The sequence below is a fragment of the Microbulbifer maximicatervae (SeqCode) genome (assembly GCF_052467225.1).
Genome location: NZ_CP174303.1, coordinates 4,672,863 through 4,689,575, shown reverse-complemented (window position 1 = coordinate 4,689,575; position 16,713 = coordinate 4,672,863). Strand labels below are relative to the sequence as shown.

The window sequence follows — 16,713 nt, the reverse complement described above, 5'->3', positions numbered from 1 at the left end:
ATTTCGACTGCTTTATCCACTGAGAGAAAGATTATGGCTACGAATTTTGTACAAGACGGGCGCATGCTCGATTACACCAACAACACCAGCGCAGCGATTACTTCCGGCCAGGTGGTAATCGCAGGTGCCGTCCTGGGTGTCGCGATGGACGATATCGCCGTGGGCGCCTCCGGGGTGATTGCCATTGATGGTGTATTCACCGTGCCCAAGGTATCCGCCGCAGAAATCAATCAGGGCGAAACCCTCACCTGGGTGGTTGCCTCCAGCGCATTCGATAGTAATGCAGCCACCGCAGCTACTAGTGATATCACCGGCTCCACCGCCTTCGCCGCAGAGGCTGCCGGGAATGGCGTTACCAGTTTTGCCGTGAAGTTTACCGGCGTCCCTGGCACTGTTAAATCCTAGGTGAACCATGGACTTGGACCAGAGAGCCGCAGAGCGCGCGTTCCGCAAATGGGGCAAAGCCGCTGCCTATACCGATGGTAGCGGCGGCGTCCCCATTGATTGCAAGGTAATCCTCGATCAGGAGATCGACGAGTTCGATGAGGAGGAGCGGCTGCGGGTGGCGCGTATTGAGTTGAGCCTGCTGGTGAGTGAGGTGGGGGCTTACAACTCAGAGGCGGTGATTACGTTGGGTGGAGTGGAGTATAAGGTTCGCAAGCGGCTGGCGGATGATGGGGTGGTTTGGCGGGTGCTGGTGTATGGGTAGCCCCAGCGGGTAGTTCAGCACAGGATTTATGATCGTTGTGACTGTTATTTTTTTGAGTTGCTCAAAATCACGAATAAATGCTTTAAAATCAGTGGGTTAAAGGGACGGTTAAAAATGGGGATAGTGGTCAAGTTGATCATTTTTCTAGATGGGCCGGTAGTACCAAATGATCGTAATCTATTGATTTAGTGGAAGAAGATGGCGTATTGGCGTAAATTTGTATCAGAAATAGTAGTCAAAATAATAGTGGTCATGATGACCACTATATAAATGTTAAGCATCAATATGAATACACTGCGCCATGAAATCAATGAAGTTATAAGTTCCGAAAAAATACAGGGACTTGCTTTTCTTCGCATGAATGATTGGCAATGGATAATGGACAAGCTGGCCGATAGTTTTCTATCTCAAGGCAGGCAAAGCCTCGACAGAATATGGCTTTGGGACTCCATTAAAGAACCGTTTACGAGCTATCAACCAGGTAATGGCATTAAGGAGCTCAACTCGCTTCTTAGCGAATCAGATTCTTACTGGTTTATCGCATCAGATGAAGATGGTAAATATTGGGTACTTGAGGGTACGGGAAAGGCAATTGTTAGGGTATTGTCCGAAACAAGATATTTCGAGTACTACATTACTAACAAAGAAATATCATGGCTAATTTGTGAAAACCACCATGGTGTGATGGTCCTTAAAGGCTCCATTGAGTCCGAGAGAGATAATGCTTAACAAGTCAATCAACTACGCGCCTTCGGCGCCGGACAGCTTACACTACGCTTCGCTACGTTCCAGCTGCCGGTTATTGAGGCGTTAAATTGCAAAACCATGGATAATTATCGTACATATGAAGAAGTATTAGAGGCCTATAACTCCGGTGAAATACCCAACGGAGAGGCATGTGATCGATTTCTAGAACACATAACGTCAAAGAATATTTCTGAAGTAATTGATTTGATCCCCAGTCAATACATTTTTCAAACGATGTTACGTACAGCGGCATACTGTCCCACCACAAACGAGGGATGGATGCAGAGAAAAATGAGGGCTTTAAATTATTCAGACTACTCAAAAAAACCTAAACCATTAGATGAGAATCATCCGTTTAGGGTTGGGATTGAAGCCCTGCGGGAGTATGTTTCTGGTGGTATGGAGAACTAAATTTAACAAACAAAGGCTACGGATGCTTCGCACCCGCAGCTTTGGGCGTTAGAGCTACCAATAAAACCGAGTGTAATTAATGTTCACACAAATATGGAAAGGTTGGACTACGGGTGTTTCCGTTATCTTTACGCCGCTGTTCTTAATTGCTGCTTTGGTACAACCTGACGCCCCTGGTAATATGCTTTTAGCCGTACCATTAGTTCCGATCATAGCTGCTGGGCAAGGCGTGTTAATTGGAGCGCTGGTTTGTCTTGGTCTCAAAATATTGTCATTTAAAAATTAACATGAGTGCCACAAACTCTAACAAGCAGCAGCACGAAAGCCCGGCAAAAAGCGCCAGGCTGGACGGCCTACACGCCGCTTCGCTCTGTTTCGGCCGCCCGTGTGCTGGGCGTTATGTGTAAATAGAGTATGGAAAAATTTCGAGTAAGACCTGGCTATAAATCGAAAGAACTTTTAGTAGAGTTCTGGTGGGAGCATCGAAGTAAAAGCTTTCCCGACATACAAGATATATTAGCCGAGGGTTTGAATGCTAAGCCGGTGAAACATCCAACATTAGATACGGCTACTATCTCTATGGCTACGGATGAATTTATCACGCTATGGGAGTACAAAAATGGCGAGTATGAATTGGATGATGATATCTGGGCTTTCTTTATCTATGCTCCCGAAAACAACACTCAAGTAATAGCTGATATCGAGAGTGTTTTATTGGCTAGTGGCCAGTTTATTAAAGAAAAAGCAGATTTAAGTGAGTACACATAACAAGTTGCTCAAGTACACTCCGGCCGCGAAAGGCACGGCCTCCGCGGGACAGCCTACACTGCGTTTCGGCTGCCCCTTAGCAAGACGTTAGGCAAACGTGAATGAAGAATTTATTTCCATTTCTCGTGCTGTTTACAAACTTATGTTTTGCTGAAGAAAGACCAGTAAAACTCATTGAGCGCGAGAGTGATTTTTGCGCAGGGAAAAAGCTCAACCCTCCGCATTGCCAGGAGGATGGCAATTGTTATCACTTTCTAAAGAAGCCTATCTATCCAAGAGAGGCTCTTAAGGATGGAGTGGAAGGCTATGCAAAAATAAAATTCGATACAAATGAGTCTGGCTGTACTTTAAATCATGAAGTTGTCGTATCACACCCTATTGATGATTTCGGTAAAGCGGCAATACAATCTGCAAAGTATTATCGTTACACTGGCCCTCAAAAGGGCATAGTGGTCACAATAAGCTTCGGGCTAGATGAATAGCCTAACAAGAAAATTATACCGTGCGCGAAAAGCGCGCACTGGGACCTACGTAAGCGTCGGCCCCATATTTAGGTGTTATGAGTCGCTATGAAGAAATTACTTTTACTCGTAGTAATATTATTTTCGGGCTCTACTTGCGCTTCGATGACATCATGCGGAGAAATCGATCACCCATTGATTAATGCTGATCTTCACGCCGCCCAAGAGATTGGGATCAGTTATGAACTTTTAGACGATGACGCATATCCAGGCTGTAAGGTCATTGAAATTACTACTGTTACCAAAATCGCTGAATATGAATTCGCTAGTTTTACTGTGCAGATGAAAAAAGATTCAGTTATTACTGGAGAGTTCTACCCATCAGCCATTAGAGGTGAAGACCATCTCCGTACAGTGTTTCTTCTCTGCGAATCAGCGGCAAAGGTCGCAGATACGGTGATTCATTTTGGGGATAACTGCCATGGAAAATCTATTGCCCTCTCAATAGCTATAGAGTAAGGGATACTTGGAGCCTATGTACCCATAATCCCTCATAACAATCGCAGGCAGATTGCTCCGGCCTTTCGGGCCTCCGCGGGACGCCCAACGCCATCCACATATTGTGCTGGTCGCTGCGCTCCCTTTTTAGCACAATATGTGCACAGCATTGGTCGCCCCTGTTGCGGGCGCTATGGGTCATGGAGATCTAAGTGAAGAATGTAGTTTTTCTGATGTACCTTATGTATTGCAGTCTTGCAAATGCATCATGTGAAATCGAGCAATACAAAAAATATTTAAATTCTCAAAGTGTATCGATGCTAGAAGCCACAAAAAAACTTTTCGAAGAGGATAAGGCAGCTTTCAAAATCATAAAGCCATTTGTAAAATTTCAGGTACGCTACAACAAATTAGATATCTATGTAGCAGAAAAATTGAATATTATCGATCCAAGTCTACTTAATACTGGTAGTACGATTGCGAAATTGGTGCCTAGATTTTCGTTAAAAGTAACTTCAAGTGGTTCGTTGGGAAGTAGAGTGGATTTAGCTATGGCCAATGATTCCTTCTATACATCAGAAAAGGCGGCGATGAGCGCTGATGAAGATTACTATCTATTCCTAAAAGGCATGTCTAGTGAAGAGAAAAAGCAGTTTTTCGCTGCTAGAGATGTTCTAAATAGTTTTGTGTCAAAAAGTAGCTACTTCCCTAATGTGCAATCAGCATTTAGCAAACAGTTCAGCGAGGTCTGCAATCCATAACAATGCGCTGCAGGCCGACGCCTAATTGTGAGCGCGGCGTTAGATCGGCAGAAATGGTGATTGTTTAAATATTGATCGGTTAGGGGGCAACTCAATAGTCATGGATTTTATTCTAAATAATCTTGAAAAAGGGATATTGATTAATCCAAATGATGTATTGTTTCTGGTGATACTTCTTCTTGTAGGACTCTTGCTTTTATACATAGGATTAGTGATTTTTAGTATTTCGGTGTATCAACGAACTTTAGGTGCTAAATATAATGCAATAGTCGCGGGTGGAGTCTCAGAAATTTGGGAAACAGCTAGAGGAACAAAAAGTAATCTATTATTTGCGGTTTTTAAGTACCAAGATGAAAATGGAATAGAACGCTATAGGAAATCAGTGTCCGGAGGCGATCATAACCTAAAGTATAAAACTGGAGAGAAAACGGTAATAGTTACATTTGAAGCGTTGGGTTATACGATAGTTTATGACACTAAAAAATACTCTGAATTAAAGATTTCATTTTGTTTTGTTGTTGCTGGTGCAACTCTTACATCTGTATCAATTGGTTTTATTTTTGCATTGGCACTAGGTTTTATTCCACTTTTATTAGGTGTGGCATATGCTCTCTATAAATGGTCAAAAAGAGACAAACCTAAAAACAGGAAATTTACCGATAGTGACATTGATTTAGATCGGATTAGATCGATTGAATCTTTTAAATCTGATCTAACTAGTGGCTATGAGTAAAGCTGTCCCTTTTTGTGATTTGTGTGGTTTTTTGATATTTAGGTAGCTGTCAAGGAGAAGATTGTTAGTTTGGTAAGCATTGCTGTAATGTAAACACTCAAACCCGCACCAGCGGGTTTTTTTATGCCCAAAATTCCTGGAGCAATCCCCAATGACCCAACGCATCACCATCCGCGATGCTGTATTAAGCAAACTAAAAACCCTATCCGGCTACAACTTCCCCTCAGCTGGTACCACAGAGAGCATCTGCCCGGAAAAGCTGCCTGCGATTATTGTGGGCTTTGCAAATGAACCGATCGACCACCAAATGGACGGCGGCACCAGTCGGCAATTGGATCTCACTATTGCCGCAGTAGTGAAGAGCAGCGGAGATATTTATGTCGAGCTGGATCAAGCAGCGGCCGATATTGAGAGCGTACTGCAAGATGACTCTCTTGAGGGCACCTGTGACTTATTCCTGCTTAGCCAAACGCAGTTTGCCCTGGATCAAGATCACCCTCTGGGCGAAGTGCGTCTTACTTACAGCGCCCAGTATTCCACTGAGCCCACAGACTTTTAATTACTCAACCCAATGAGATCATAACTATGGCACAAGGTTACAAAACCAAGTTTTATCGCAGTGATGATGGCAGCTCCTATTCCCAGGTGGCGGGCATGTTGGATCTTGAACCCGGTGAAGAGTCCCGCGGTTCTGTCGACATGACCCCGATTGATGGCACTAGCGGCTATATGGACTATGACCCCTCCGGCTTGCGGGATGCCGGCGAGGTTTCCATTACTTTGATCTGGAAAGAGACCGATAGCGGCCAGCAGGCATTGCGTGCAGATTACGACTCCGATACCAATAAGCATTACAAGGTTGAATACCCAGAAGGCACTACCGTGGAATTCACCGGCCATATTACCGGCTGGGGTAAGGCGGTACCCAAGGATGACAAGATCACCCGCACCGTGAAGTTTAAGATTTCCGGTAAACCCTCCGTAACCGCAGGTAGCTAACCATGAGTTTTGTTCCTGCGCCTATTTTAGAATCCGAAACCGTGCCTTTCGGTCAGCAAGAAGTCGAGCTTTTTGAGCTGAGCGCCTACCACCGCTGTGAGTATCTACAAAAAACCACTGACGATATTCCACTGCCCCAAGATGAAGAGTTACCGGAAACTCAGCTGGAGACCTTTGGCCAGCTTTGGGCTTTTCGTATGGGGGAGGTGAGTAAGAAACTGCTGCTGGTTGCCTATGCCATCTGGATGAAGCCGGACTGTCAGGATTCATTGGAAGATATTCATCAGCGGCTGATTCGCGGTGTTACGCCTAAATTGATCGATGTGCTCTATGTCCCTGCGGCTAAGCTATCCGGGCTGTTTGTCGATGTCCAAACTGAAGAGGCGGATAGCGAAACAGAAAGCGAGGAAACCGAAAAAAAAGGCTAGTGCCGGGTTTCTACTTTGCCCGGCAGCTCGCGCGGGATTTTAACCGTCCCGATTATTTCAATATGTTGCGCTCCATGAGTTCTACCGAGTTGGATCACTGGTATGAATTCCATTCCGAGCGGCCCTTACCGACCGAAGTCCAGCAGTGGCAGCTCGCCCATATCGCTGCCGGCACCCTGGGAGGCAAAGTCTCTCAATACCTACCTCAAGCGCGCAAACCCAAAACCGTGCAGCAGCAAATCGCAATCTGGAACTCCATGAGTTGAGCAATGGCAAAACAAACTTCCATGGCCACGATGGTGGCCAACCTGGAGCTGCGCTCCACGCAATATAAGCGGGAGATGGACCAAGCTACTGCACGCAATAAAAAGCTAACCCGAGAATTGAAGTCGACCAGTGCAGCGGGTGATATGTTCGGCCGCTCCATGCGAGGGGCCGCACAGGGTGTCGCTGCCATTGATGGACCTTTGGGGGGTATTTCTGGTCGAGTCGGTGCTCTCAATGGTTTGCTGGCCAGTGGTGCCACGAGTTGGGCCCTTTTTGGAGCGGGTGTGGCCGGTGTTGTCGCTACGTTTTATCAGAGTATCCGCGCCGGCGAAGAAATGGAACGGGGCCAGCTTAAGATTGAGGGGTTGCTCAGGGCTACGGGTAATGCCAGTGGCCGCACAGCACAGCAGTTAGATGAGCAGGCGAGGTCTGTTGCCCGCGCAACCTTGGCCAGTATTTCCGGCATTCGCGATGCGCAGGGCGTGCTGCTGACATTCAAGTCAGTGCAGGCCGATGTCTTTGATAATGCCATTGTGCTGTCGCAAGACCTTGCCGCGGTGATGGGGGGCGATGCCAAGAGTGCGGCATTGCAATTGGGTAAGGCGTTGGAAGATCCCGCAACGGGATTAACTGCGCTCAAGCGTTCTGGTGTTTCGTTCACTGAGGTGGAAAAAGAACAGATCAGAACCATGCAGGAAAGCGGCCGCGTAGCTGAGGCGCAACGCTATATCCTTGCCAAGCTGGCCCAGCAGGTGGGCGGTGCCGGCTCCGCTGAGGCCGGTGGGTTGACGGGCGCAGTGGATTCACTCGCTCAATCTTGGCAGGAATTTCTTGAGGAGTTCAGCCGAACTTCAGGCTCCACCGGTGTAGCTACGCGCGCTATACAAGGCCTCACAGGGGTGCTCGATAATTCCCATGAATTAGCCGAGGGATTGGGAACCGCGTTCACAGCGCTGACTGTATTAATGGCCGGCCGCTTTGCGGGCGCAATTGGCCCCCGCGTGGCACAGCTGGCGCTGCTGAATGCGGAAACGTACAAGGCCACCGTCCAGACTAATGCGTTTGGGCAGGTGGTCGGCCGCACGACTATTGCGACGCGCACAGCGACGATGGCCGCTGCGGGACTTAAGTCTGCATTTGCTTTTCTCGGCGGGCCGGTTGGAGTGATCACAGTGGCGGTGGCCTCTCTGGTTGCCTGGAACGCGTCGCAACCCACCGCAGAAGCGCATGCCGAAACGCTGACAGGCAAGATCAATGAGCTTACTAGTAGCTGGAAAAAGCTGACTGATGCACAACGTATCAACCGCGAGCAAAAGGTCTTGGTTGAGCGAGACGGTCTGCAAAAAGAAATTAATAAGCTCATTAAACAACGGGACCTGCTGCGGGATGGCGGCACCAAAGAGGGCTCGCGGTTTGGTTATCAGGTCGCACTCGGAAACGACGATTCTCGGGTGCGTGAACTGAACGACCAGATTGATACCCTCAATCAAGCCTTGAAAGAGGCTGATGCCGGCTTGGCAAATCTTGGAAAGTCGAATAAAGCGCGGCTTCGGGAGGAGACGGAAGCAGAGTTCAAGGCGGCATTGGAGCGGGAAGCAAGTGAACGTGCGGCTGCGATGGCAAGGCTCCAGGCCGAGCAAGAGTCTGGAGCCGAGCAGCTTTCCCAGCTTGATGAGTTTCTGGCCGACCGGCGCGGCAAGATTCAACTCGACCATGAACAGCGACTGCAGCAAATAGCCACGTTGCAGATTGCAGAGGAAGAGCTTACCAGGCGAGGCTTTGAATCTATTGAGGCACTGCGCACTGAATATGCGGAGCGTGAGAAAGAGCGTTACCAAATGGCCCTGGCCGAAGAGCAGGCGCGTACAGCCAATGGTGAAGGTGAAGAGGGCCAAGCCGGTGAGGATGGCCTTACCGAAGCTGAACGCCAGCGCATGCTCGCCCGTTTGGAGACATTGCAGCTCTCCTGGCTTACCGAAATGGAGCAGCTGCAAGTCCAGCAGGATGAAGAGATGGCCCTGTTGGATCAGGCCTTTGCTAGCAAATTAATTGCGCACGATACCTATGAGCGCAATCTCACCCTTTTAGAAGAAAAACACCGTAAGCAGCGCGATAAGCTTGATAAGGCCGGCAACAAAAGCAAGCTGCAAATGTTTGTCTCTGGTGCTGGGCAAATACTGTCTGCCGCTTCTGCTCATAATCAAAAGCTGGCAAAGGTCCAAATGGCTATGGCCGTATTTTCTACCGGGGTCGCATTGGCAACGAATATCGGCGAAGCCTCGAAGATTGGTTATCCGCAAAACATTCCCATGATCGCCGGTGCCATCACTCAAGGGATAGAGATCGCTGGCATGTTGTCGTCGTTGAAAGCACCCGGAGGGGTTTCAGGTGGTGCCAGCGCGCCCAGCATGAGTACCGGGGGTGCGGTAGCCGCCACTCCATCAGAAAGTTTTGGTAGTTCTGGTAATGATGGTTTTGTGGAAGGGGAGGCGCAACAGCCAGCCTCACAAGTGATTTTCCAGTTTATGGGAGATGTCGTTGGCGATAGTGGCGAACGTTTTATTGAAGAACTTAAAGCCCAGATGAGTGAGGGAGAACTGGTGCTGTTCGATAAGAACAGCCGCCAAGCTCTAGAGCTTACTGGATAAAGGAGTAGCTCATGCTGATTCAATACACTCCAACTCGCTCACTAGTCGGTGATGGTAGTGACTACCAAATTGAAGCCAAGCTAAAGCGCTATGACAGCAGTGACCGACTTGAAGGCAAAGAACATAAAGCACTCAGTGGCCAAAGCGAATACACGGTCTATCGCCTCGAAGAGGAATACGTTTGCCAGACGGTACCGCTAAAACTCACCTACACAGATTTGGCCCGTTGGCGGGAATTTAAAAGAAGCTGTGCCTTCGGTGAGTTTTTTACCTTCGATGCCTATGGCACTGCATCTACCGCCGATTTCCCCCAGCAAGTGCAACTCAAATTTAAATCCTTTAAAGAAAAGCGGCAGAAGGATGGTCGCTTTATTTTCTCGTTTACCACAGTCCAAGTGATTGCTTAATTATGCGCAACAACTCCGAAACCTTTGATGTATACAACCAAGCGCCGCAGCGGGAATTACGGTTAGTGGTTGAGATCGACTATGACCTGCCGCTCTATATCAGTAGTCATACGGATATTCCTGGGCTGCCAGCCAATTCGATTCTCGGCACATTAAAAAAATGCAGTGCAACTAGCCAGAAAATTATCCCTGAGCAAGGGCTGGCAGAAATAGGGGCCATCTCATTTGAGGTTGTGGATATCGCCGCTCAGTTATCCTATGTACTGCGTGATGAGCTGGAGCAGGGGCGAGGTATAAAGGGGCGCACCGTTCGTCTTTATCAAGGTTTTGCCGGCCTCGACTGGGAGGATTTCCGGTTAGAGCAGACCCAGATTGCAGAGGAATCTATTTCTTATGCGAGCGGTATCTATCGTGTGCGCTGTCGAGACATTCAGCGGGCAATGCGCAGTGATATTTTTGTGCTCAATACCACGCGACTGTCTGCGGATTTTTTAAAGTCGGCAGACACTTTGCCGGTCTATGATGCGAGTGAGTTCGAGCCCAACCCGCACACTGCCGCCTATGGTGATGCGTGGAACCAATCGGTGTACTACCTAAAAATTAAATATCAGGATGGTTTCGAAATTGTTCGGGCTACCGGTAAAACCGATAGCAGTTTTACCGGCTGCACGCGGGGCTTGTTCGGTACCCATGACCGCGATCATATCCTGCCAGAAGATAGTGATGATGAAAGCGGCATTGAAGTTGAGGAGTATATTTACCTGGAAGGGCCTGGCCCCCAGCTGGCCTATGCACTCCTCACAGGGAATATTCTGGGTACCAATGATGTCTTGCCCAGCAACTGGCACTTGGGGATAGATCCTAACTATGTGGTCCTCGATCAGTTCGAAAATATCGGCTCAGATTGGTACAAGCCCAGCGACCATACCAAAGGTAAGATTCTGCGTTTTGATGGCCTCGAAAAAACGGATGGCAAGAAGTTTATCGAGACCGAAATCAACCTGCTATTGGGCGCGTTTATGCCGGTTAATGCTGCCGGCCAGTTGGGGTTTCGTCGCATGGCGGGCGTGCTTGCCGACTCTGGCAGTGTATCGACTATCAGCCCTGACGATGTAACCAACCTGGGTGAGCTGAAATACAATTTAGCGGGTATACGTAATGTTTTTTCCGTTGAATGGAGTTGGTTTGAGCAGCCTGGATTTGATGGCAAATATTTGCGTAGTAATAACTTGCTTGATGTTGACTCTATCGCTACTCACGGCGAAGCCAAGCAGCACACTCTGCAATTTCGCGGGCTACATAACTCTCGCCACACTTATACCACGCTGAAAAATACCTTTGATGCTTTGCGAGATCGATTTGCCGGCCCGCCATTGAGCCTGCGCTTGGGATTACTCCCCAGTAAGAATGACCTGGAAGTAGGGGATATAGTGCGAGTGAGTTTACCGCAGCTGCGCGATCACTCGATTCGTGGTGATAGGCCCTATGATTTTAATTTCACCAGTGATGCGGAGGGCTGGATACCTCGTGACGGTATCACCGCATCCAACGTGAGCAATGGGGTATTGTCGGTTAATGTCCTTGGGGAGAATCCCTGGATTAGTCGCACTTTCTCCCCCACTTTTCCTGGTGTGGATCTGCCCTATATAAAGTTGCGCATTCGTCGTACCAGTGATGAGCCGATCGCTGCAGGCACCGGCAGTAAACTGTTTTTTAAGCACACCGAAAGCAGCAGTTATTTTTCGGCGGGCGCGAATGAAATGCTCGATCTTATCGAGCGGATGAACAATACCAAAGACGAGTGGCAGGACCTTGTATTAGACCTCACTCAAGAGAGCGACTGGACCGGCGGTGATATCGAGCTAATCCGTATCGATATTGGCCATGACCACACTGCAGACTATAGCTATGAGCTGGATTACATCAGACTAGTCCCCACTTTAGGCTTGGATGAGTACAGCCTGGATCGTGCTATGGAGGTTCAGAGAGTCAGCATTAATCAGGTGACGGGTGCGGTCAGTGTTGATCTGTTCGGAAGCTTCCAACCTGCCGGCATGATTGCCGATCAAGCAGAAAGCACCAGCGCCGAACTACCAGACGCGTGGTATGAAAGCGAAGGCACAGCAATGACCGCCGCGGGCCTCGCGATTGATGCTGATGGTTTCCTCACCGCAGATGGCACACTTGCCGGCAACGCCGACAGCCGCGCAATCTATTACCACACCGGCGACCTCACAATACCCGCAGGCAGCACGTTATCGGTAAGCGACAATGTGGAGCTGCGCGTGCGCGGGGTGCTGCAAATTGAAGGCACATTGCGTGGCTTGCCTAGCAACAGCGATGCGGGATTTTTGGGCTCTTGTCGCGGTGGCTCGGGCACACTGTCGGGCCGCTCCAGTCACAGCAGTCGCGTTAATCTAGCATCACGCGGCAAAGTGGTTACTGGCCGCAATGAGGTGATGCCGCCACTTAGTATTGAGAACTATGGTGGAGAGCTGGAGGGGATTCCTGATGATCTCTGCGGAAGTGGTGGCGCAAGTGGTGGTGCCTCTTTTAAATATATTGATGTCGATAGGAGTTACGAACCAACCGGCATGGGAGGTGCCGGGGGCAGTGGTGGTGCTGGCATCGTTGTAGTTGCACGCGGCATCGCCATAGGCGTCGCGGGTTCCATTGTTAATTCCGGCGGTGATGGCAACCCAGGTCGAGATCTGAGCGGCGGCACGTCTAGCCAATCTGGTGGCAGTGGCGGCGGTGGCGCACCTGGCGGGATTGTTCTTCTGGTGGATGGCACCGATAACCCAATGCCAGTACTGACTAACAGTAAAATAATTGCCTGCTATGGCGACAGCCCGAATAGTCCCGGCCGTGCTGGCCTCGGTGGTACCTGTTTAGGCACGAATGTCGTGCGCCTGCTGTTTGTGCCCAAGTCCCGTATTGCTTACCCAGATCATGAAGACCCTGCACTTGACCCAGATCTTCAGGCCGCGCTAGACGCAGCTGAAGAAGCCGCTCTTGACGCGGAAGCTGCACTTGAGGATCTCGGCAACATCTCTGCTGATGGTGTATTGCACAGAAACGAAAAGCTGCAGCTAATCCGCGAATACAACCAGCTGGAAAATGATCAAACCGAATTAGATACGCTGGCCAGTAATTTCGGTACCGCGCTCGATGCGGAGCGTGCGGCATTTACTAATGCTTTGACGGCACTGACGAGTTACCTGCAGGGATTGACGCCGGCATGGGATAGTCGCCAGGACGATACCTCAATCAGTCGCACTATTTTCGACAGCAATTGGGAATATGCCTACAACCAAAAAATGGCACTCCTGAAAGCTATTGTTGAGGCAAACCGTGAGCAGGCCTTTTACGCTACCCGCAATGTTTTTGGCTACGATGAGACCACGGGTCAGTTCACCGATGACGGCATACTGATTGGTTCAATGCAGAGTGTGCGCCGTGCCCAGCTGCGTGCACAGCAAGCCTCTGCTTCGGTTTTTTTTGATGCGTTTTTAGATAGCACCGCCACGAATGATTGGCCCATCGTTGGCGGAAATATCGATAGTAATGTTTATTACGTAAATAAAAATATTCCTGATTCGAAAGTCGGGGGCAACGTGCTGCGCATTGGTGGCACTAGCGGCAATTTTCCATCGGATGCAGAGGCATGGCTTGAGTATATTGAGCGCTTCCCATTTGATGCCGATGCGCTTTACCGCATTAAGGCTCGCGTGTGGGTTGCCGACGAATATGACACAGACAGAAACTTATTTATTGGGGTCAATGGCTACCGTGCTGACGGCACCCTCTGCAACCGCACGGGTGATGACTCATACAGCAATCAGCATTATGTGGCGTGTTCATGGGTGTCTGCTGCTGGGGATGGCTGGCAAGAGTACACCGGCTATTTTCAAGGGAATGCTAGCTCTGATGCGGAAGAAAACGGGACAGGGAAAAATACGATCGCACAGCCCGCTAACTTGCAGGCGGATGTGCGCTCTTTCTCCCCTGTAGTCATTGTTAATCATGGTGGCAATAAGCAGGGTAGGGCGCAGATAGATTATGTTCGCATTGATACGGTCGAGCCTACCGGCAATGGGCTTTACCTGAAAATAAATAGTGGATCGAACCTTGGAGATGATACGAACCCAGGTGAGGCGCAATTGTGTGGCTTTGATTCTAACGGTAATCCCGATGGCAATTTGCCTGGCTGGTTTATGTGGGGCGGCAAAAAAGTAACCACTGCAGCCATACAGCTGAATCCAAGCTTATCTGGTCAGTTTTATATTGTCACAGATACGGATGGAGACTGGAACGCAAGCGGTTCAGCGATGCCGGTATCTATTGAGCGCGGGCAATATCAGTATCATTACTATGATGGGTCTACGACCAAGCGGGTTTCATTTACGCCAACAGAAAAGCATTTGATTATCGGGGAGATTTATCTGTCTTCGTCAGAGATGATTGAGAGCGGTGGCATTTACCAAAACCCGCGCCCATTAATCGGCTTCGCTCAGTATTTGAGTGGACTAAATGAATCCGGCCAGATAGCCGACCAGCGCAGCTTGCAGCAAAATATGGGCAGCGTGGCTAGTTTACCGACTAGCAGCACAGTGTTGTCAGCAACGGATGACGGAACCACAGCAAAAATATCAATCTCTTCCCACACTATTCAGTACGCAGGTTTCACTGTTGCTTATAACAGTGGCTCTATTACCGGTTTGAGCTTTTCTACCACCTATTATGTCTACGTGGATGATGCTAATTATGCTGGAGGTGGTGTTACTTACTATGCAACGACGCAGATCTGGCAGTTGGCGGCTGGAATCGGGCGGCGAGCCGTGGGCACTATCACCACACCCGCCAATGGTGGGGGCACCACAATCCCAAGGGACCCGTATTGCATTGCCGCAGGCACCTACTTGCGCGTCGATTTGATAGCAGAGGATTGCCGCCCTGGCGATTTCATTCACTGCTGGGATCTTGGCGACAGCGATACCCATCTAGCACCGATAGAAGCGGTCAAGCCCGAAGATAAGGTGCTGTGCGTACTGCTCACCATGAAGAGCGGCGCACAGGTTATTTGCAGTCGAGAAACTCCAGTGACGGATAGTGCAGGCCGTGTCTACTTAGCTCAGGACTGCCAGGGCGTAGAGCTGGGAGTGCTGCATGACGACGAGCCGCTCACCTGGGAAACTGTCGTCAGCGTCAAATGCGTGGGTCCCCGCACCGTCTACAAAATCTCGGTTGGCAATATCAGCTATGCGGCTGGCGTTGATCCTAAACACCGAGTAATTACCCATAACGCCTACAAACCTTAATCGATTAGGAGCATCAGGAATGCCCAGCTTTTCCCCGATAACCGTGCCGGACTTAGAGGCCTGGCAGTTTGCCTACACTATCGACGACGGCCACAGTGCCGGCACGATTGTGCGAGCTGCAATTACACAAAAGACCGAGCCCGCAAGTGCTGAAGCTCAAGCAGCAGCTGTGCTTAAGTGTGTGATCGCCGTGATTGACGACCAGAACAACGTACAGACCGATGCCGCCGGCGATCCGATGGATATGGTTTACGTAACCACGAAAACACTCACCACCGATGCAGGGCAGGCAGTCAATGTGGTTGACGAGGCAGCGGGCCTTGTTTCTGACTGTATTGGTGAAGTGGCGAACCGCCTGGCGGTTCACAGCTCGATTGCGGCGATGGCGATTCCGAGTGGGTGAGTATGGTTGATGGTGACCGTTGTTCGTGGGCGAGGGTGCCAACGAGAGAGCAAGCCAGGACGGCCAGCTCGCCCGCTATGTGGCAGACCCCGGCTACTGGCAATTCTTCCCCGCCAAGGTCGCACTGAATCAGGCAGATGGCCTGCTGTATATCAACGGCAGCAGCGGCTGGCAGGTAGCCAACCGCCCGGCGACATTGCCGCAGATTACTGGGGATACTTCGACAGATTTAGCTGGGGTAGTCAGGTGAGTTAGGTAGCATTTTGATGAATGTAGAGGAGTAGAGGAGTAGAGGAGTAGAGGGAGTGCTGTTAAAGGCTAGTGAAAACTGTTTTTTACAGTCAAGATGGTGGCTGACAAATTGAAGTGAAGAGAGCGAGCTTTGAAGGTAGCAGCTGAATGCTAAACTCGTTGACTGGCAAAATACCAACCCCTTTGTACAAGGGGTTGGTATTACGGTATTAATTCAATTTATAAATTACTTGCAAGTAGTGTGATTGCGTTTGCCAGCATAGGCAGGTTTAACCTCGCATAGCTGTCCATTATATGGAAGCCTTACTTTATTAGAGCTAGGCAACAGTGGAACATAAACAGTGCATCTGGTGTTTGTGTTCCAGATGTATCCGTCTTGGACTTTTCCACCCCACATGTCGATTTTTTTAGTTGTACATTGTTTGGGGGTTACAACAGTACCTGAGTGCCAAATAGGAGTCATATCTGGTTTATAGATTACAAGATTACCGTCGTTTTGTAATATGAGTTTTGAGTTTTTGTTGTCGAAGCTTGCTCTCTTGAAAGTAGACCAAATAGGACCATTGTTTGAGCTGTAGACTACAAAATTACCATCTGAAGCTTGCATGACTGCCTTTATGCCGGTGTTACCAGTTTTACTTCCTCTCCAGTTATCACTTCCATGAACCATGGAGGACCATATAAGTGATGACTCTTGACGTAATTGTAGGCTTCCGTTACTTGCTAAGAGAAGTTCATGCTTTCCATTACTGGATACTAATTTATCACCTGGATAAAGATACTCGCCGCCGTAAAGAGTGTCTTTTGCGTGGGCTTGCCCACATAGAACAAAAAAGATGGAGAGAACAAGGGCAGAGAATTTTTTCATTGAGTTACATCCTTTAACTTTTTTTAGCTTGC

General features: G+C 49.1%; 20 protein-coding genes. 19 read left to right on the top strand and 1 reads right to left on the bottom strand.

Annotated features, from left to right (window positions below; genetic code table 11):
* Nucleotides 1-33: 33 nt before the first annotated feature.
* The 19 genes from ACJJIZ_RS20255 to ACJJIZ_RS20165 all read left to right on the top strand — a co-directional run bounded on the left by ACJJIZ_RS20255 (nt 34) and on the right by ACJJIZ_RS20165 (nt 15,811).
* Complete coding sequence (locus ACJJIZ_RS20255; RefSeq protein ID WP_444914644.1) at nt 34-405, top strand: capsid cement protein; 372 nt, start codon at nt 34-36, stop codon at nt 403-405.
* Between the two features lie 7 nt (nt 406-412).
* A complete protein-coding gene (locus ACJJIZ_RS20250; RefSeq protein ID WP_444914643.1) occupies nt 413-709 on the top strand; it encodes a head-tail joining protein in 297 nt (98 codons plus the stop codon).
* A 285-nt stretch (nt 710-994) separates the two neighbouring features.
* Nucleotides 995-1,438 (top strand): DUF6756 family protein, encoded by a 444-nt coding sequence (locus tag ACJJIZ_RS20245; RefSeq protein ID WP_444914642.1) that lies wholly within the window; start codon nt 995-997, stop codon nt 1,436-1,438.
* A 96-nt stretch (nt 1,439-1,534) separates the two neighbouring features.
* The gene (locus ACJJIZ_RS20240) at nt 1,535-1,867 is read left to right on the top strand and encodes a hypothetical protein (RefSeq protein WP_444914641.1); all 333 of its coding nucleotides are present in this window, start codon (nt 1,535-1,537) and stop codon (nt 1,865-1,867) included.
* Nucleotides 1,868-1,946: 79 nt separating this feature from the next.
* Nucleotides 1,947-2,153, top strand: coding sequence for a hypothetical protein (locus ACJJIZ_RS20235; protein WP_444914640.1), 207 nt, complete (start codon nt 1,947-1,949; stop codon nt 2,151-2,153).
* Between the two features lie 128 nt (nt 2,154-2,281).
* Nucleotides 2,282-2,635 carry a hypothetical protein gene (locus tag ACJJIZ_RS20230; protein WP_444889684.1) on the top strand — a complete coding sequence of 118 codons (354 nt, stop codon included), beginning with the start codon at nt 2,282-2,284 and terminating at the stop codon, nt 2,633-2,635.
* A 101-nt stretch (nt 2,636-2,736) separates the two neighbouring features.
* Nucleotides 2,737-3,117 carry an energy transducer TonB gene (locus ACJJIZ_RS20225; protein WP_444914639.1) on the top strand — a complete coding sequence of 127 codons (381 nt, stop codon included), beginning with the start codon at nt 2,737-2,739 and terminating at the stop codon, nt 3,115-3,117.
* An 87-nt stretch (nt 3,118-3,204) separates the two neighbouring features.
* On the top strand, nt 3,205-3,615 hold the full coding sequence (locus ACJJIZ_RS20220) for a hypothetical protein (protein WP_444914638.1): 411 nt from the start codon (nt 3,205-3,207) through the stop codon (nt 3,613-3,615).
* A 191-nt stretch (nt 3,616-3,806) separates the two neighbouring features.
* Entirely contained in the window at nt 3,807-4,355 is a 549-nt protein-coding gene (locus tag ACJJIZ_RS20215) for a hypothetical protein (RefSeq protein ID WP_444914637.1), read from the top strand.
* A gap of 100 nt (nt 4,356-4,455) precedes the next feature.
* Nucleotides 4,456-5,088, top strand: coding sequence for a hypothetical protein (locus tag ACJJIZ_RS20210; protein WP_444914636.1), 633 nt, complete (start codon nt 4,456-4,458; stop codon nt 5,086-5,088).
* 151 nt (nt 5,089-5,239) lie between these two features.
* Nucleotides 5,240-5,647 (top strand): phage tail terminator protein, encoded by a 408-nt coding sequence (gene gpU, locus ACJJIZ_RS20205; protein WP_444914635.1) that lies wholly within the window; start codon nt 5,240-5,242, stop codon nt 5,645-5,647.
* Nucleotides 5,648-5,673: 26 nt separating this feature from the next.
* Entirely contained in the window at nt 5,674-6,087 is a 414-nt protein-coding gene (locus ACJJIZ_RS20200; protein WP_444914634.1) for a phage tail tube protein, read from the top strand.
* Between the two features lie 2 nt (nt 6,088-6,089).
* Nucleotides 6,090-6,515 (top strand): phage minor tail protein domain-containing protein, encoded by a 426-nt coding sequence (locus ACJJIZ_RS20195; RefSeq protein ID WP_444914633.1) that lies wholly within the window; start codon nt 6,090-6,092, stop codon nt 6,513-6,515.
* Entirely contained in the window at nt 6,515-6,781 is a 267-nt protein-coding gene (locus ACJJIZ_RS20190) for a hypothetical protein (RefSeq protein ID WP_444914632.1), read from the top strand. The genes ACJJIZ_RS20195 and ACJJIZ_RS20190 overlap by 1 nt, the downstream gene beginning before the upstream one ends.
* A 3-nt stretch (nt 6,782-6,784) precedes the next feature.
* Nucleotides 6,785-9,430, top strand: a complete 2,646-nt coding sequence (locus tag ACJJIZ_RS20185) for a hypothetical protein (RefSeq protein WP_444914631.1) — start codon at nt 6,785-6,787, stop codon at nt 9,428-9,430.
* 11 nt (nt 9,431-9,441) lie between these two features.
* On the top strand, nt 9,442-9,837 hold the full coding sequence (locus tag ACJJIZ_RS20180; protein WP_444914630.1) for a hypothetical protein: 396 nt from the start codon (nt 9,442-9,444) through the stop codon (nt 9,835-9,837).
* A 2-nt stretch (nt 9,838-9,839) separates the two neighbouring features.
* On the top strand, nt 9,840-15,158 hold the full coding sequence (locus ACJJIZ_RS20175) for a hypothetical protein (protein ID WP_444914629.1): 5,319 nt from the start codon (nt 9,840-9,842) through the stop codon (nt 15,156-15,158).
* Nucleotides 15,159-15,177: 19 nt separating this feature from the next.
* Nucleotides 15,178-15,561, top strand: a complete 384-nt coding sequence (locus ACJJIZ_RS20170) for a hypothetical protein (RefSeq protein WP_444914628.1) — start codon at nt 15,178-15,180, stop codon at nt 15,559-15,561.
* Between the two features lie 25 nt (nt 15,562-15,586).
* On the top strand, nt 15,587-15,811 hold the full coding sequence (locus ACJJIZ_RS20165) for a hypothetical protein (protein ID WP_444914627.1): 225 nt from the start codon (nt 15,587-15,589) through the stop codon (nt 15,809-15,811).
* Nucleotides 15,812-16,039: 228 nt separating this feature from the next.
* Here the strand turns inward: ACJJIZ_RS20165 and ACJJIZ_RS20160 are convergent, their stop codons facing one another.
* Nucleotides 16,040-16,681 carry a hypothetical protein gene (locus tag ACJJIZ_RS20160; RefSeq protein WP_444914626.1) on the bottom strand — a complete coding sequence of 214 codons (642 nt, stop codon included), beginning with the start codon at nt 16,679-16,681 and terminating at the stop codon, nt 16,040-16,042.
* Nucleotides 16,682-16,713: the final 32 nt, after the last annotated feature.

Coding starts and splice junctions, on each gene's coding strand:
- ACJJIZ_RS20255 (WP_444914644.1), top strand. CDS start 34: ATGGCTACGAATTTTGTACAAGACGGGCGCATGCTCGATTACACCAAC.
- ACJJIZ_RS20250 (WP_444914643.1), top strand. CDS start 413: ATGGACTTGGACCAGAGAGCCGCAGAGCGCGCGTTCCGCAAATGGGGC.
- ACJJIZ_RS20245 (WP_444914642.1), top strand. CDS start 995: ATGAATACACTGCGCCATGAAATCAATGAAGTTATAAGTTCCGAAAAA.
- ACJJIZ_RS20240 (WP_444914641.1), top strand. CDS start 1,535: ATGGATAATTATCGTACATATGAAGAAGTATTAGAGGCCTATAACTCC.
- ACJJIZ_RS20235 (WP_444914640.1), top strand. CDS start 1,947: ATGTTCACACAAATATGGAAAGGTTGGACTACGGGTGTTTCCGTTATC.
- ACJJIZ_RS20230 (WP_444889684.1), top strand. CDS start 2,282: ATGGAAAAATTTCGAGTAAGACCTGGCTATAAATCGAAAGAACTTTTA.
- ACJJIZ_RS20225 (WP_444914639.1), top strand. CDS start 2,737: ATGAAGAATTTATTTCCATTTCTCGTGCTGTTTACAAACTTATGTTTT.
- ACJJIZ_RS20220 (WP_444914638.1), top strand. CDS start 3,205: ATGAAGAAATTACTTTTACTCGTAGTAATATTATTTTCGGGCTCTACT.
- ACJJIZ_RS20210 (WP_444914636.1), top strand. CDS start 4,456: ATGGATTTTATTCTAAATAATCTTGAAAAAGGGATATTGATTAATCCA.
- gpU (WP_444914635.1), top strand. CDS start 5,240: ATGACCCAACGCATCACCATCCGCGATGCTGTATTAAGCAAACTAAAA.
- ACJJIZ_RS20200 (WP_444914634.1), top strand. CDS start 5,674: ATGGCACAAGGTTACAAAACCAAGTTTTATCGCAGTGATGATGGCAGC.
- ACJJIZ_RS20195 (WP_444914633.1), top strand. CDS start 6,090: ATGAGTTTTGTTCCTGCGCCTATTTTAGAATCCGAAACCGTGCCTTTC.
- ACJJIZ_RS20185 (WP_444914631.1), top strand. CDS start 6,785: ATGGCAAAACAAACTTCCATGGCCACGATGGTGGCCAACCTGGAGCTG.
- ACJJIZ_RS20180 (WP_444914630.1), top strand. CDS start 9,442: ATGCTGATTCAATACACTCCAACTCGCTCACTAGTCGGTGATGGTAGT.
- ACJJIZ_RS20175 (WP_444914629.1), top strand. CDS start 9,840: ATGCGCAACAACTCCGAAACCTTTGATGTATACAACCAAGCGCCGCAG.
- ACJJIZ_RS20170 (WP_444914628.1), top strand. CDS start 15,178: ATGCCCAGCTTTTCCCCGATAACCGTGCCGGACTTAGAGGCCTGGCAG.
- ACJJIZ_RS20160 (WP_444914626.1), bottom strand. CDS start 16,681: ATGAAAAAATTCTCTGCCCTTGTTCTCTCCATCTTTTTTGTTCTATGT.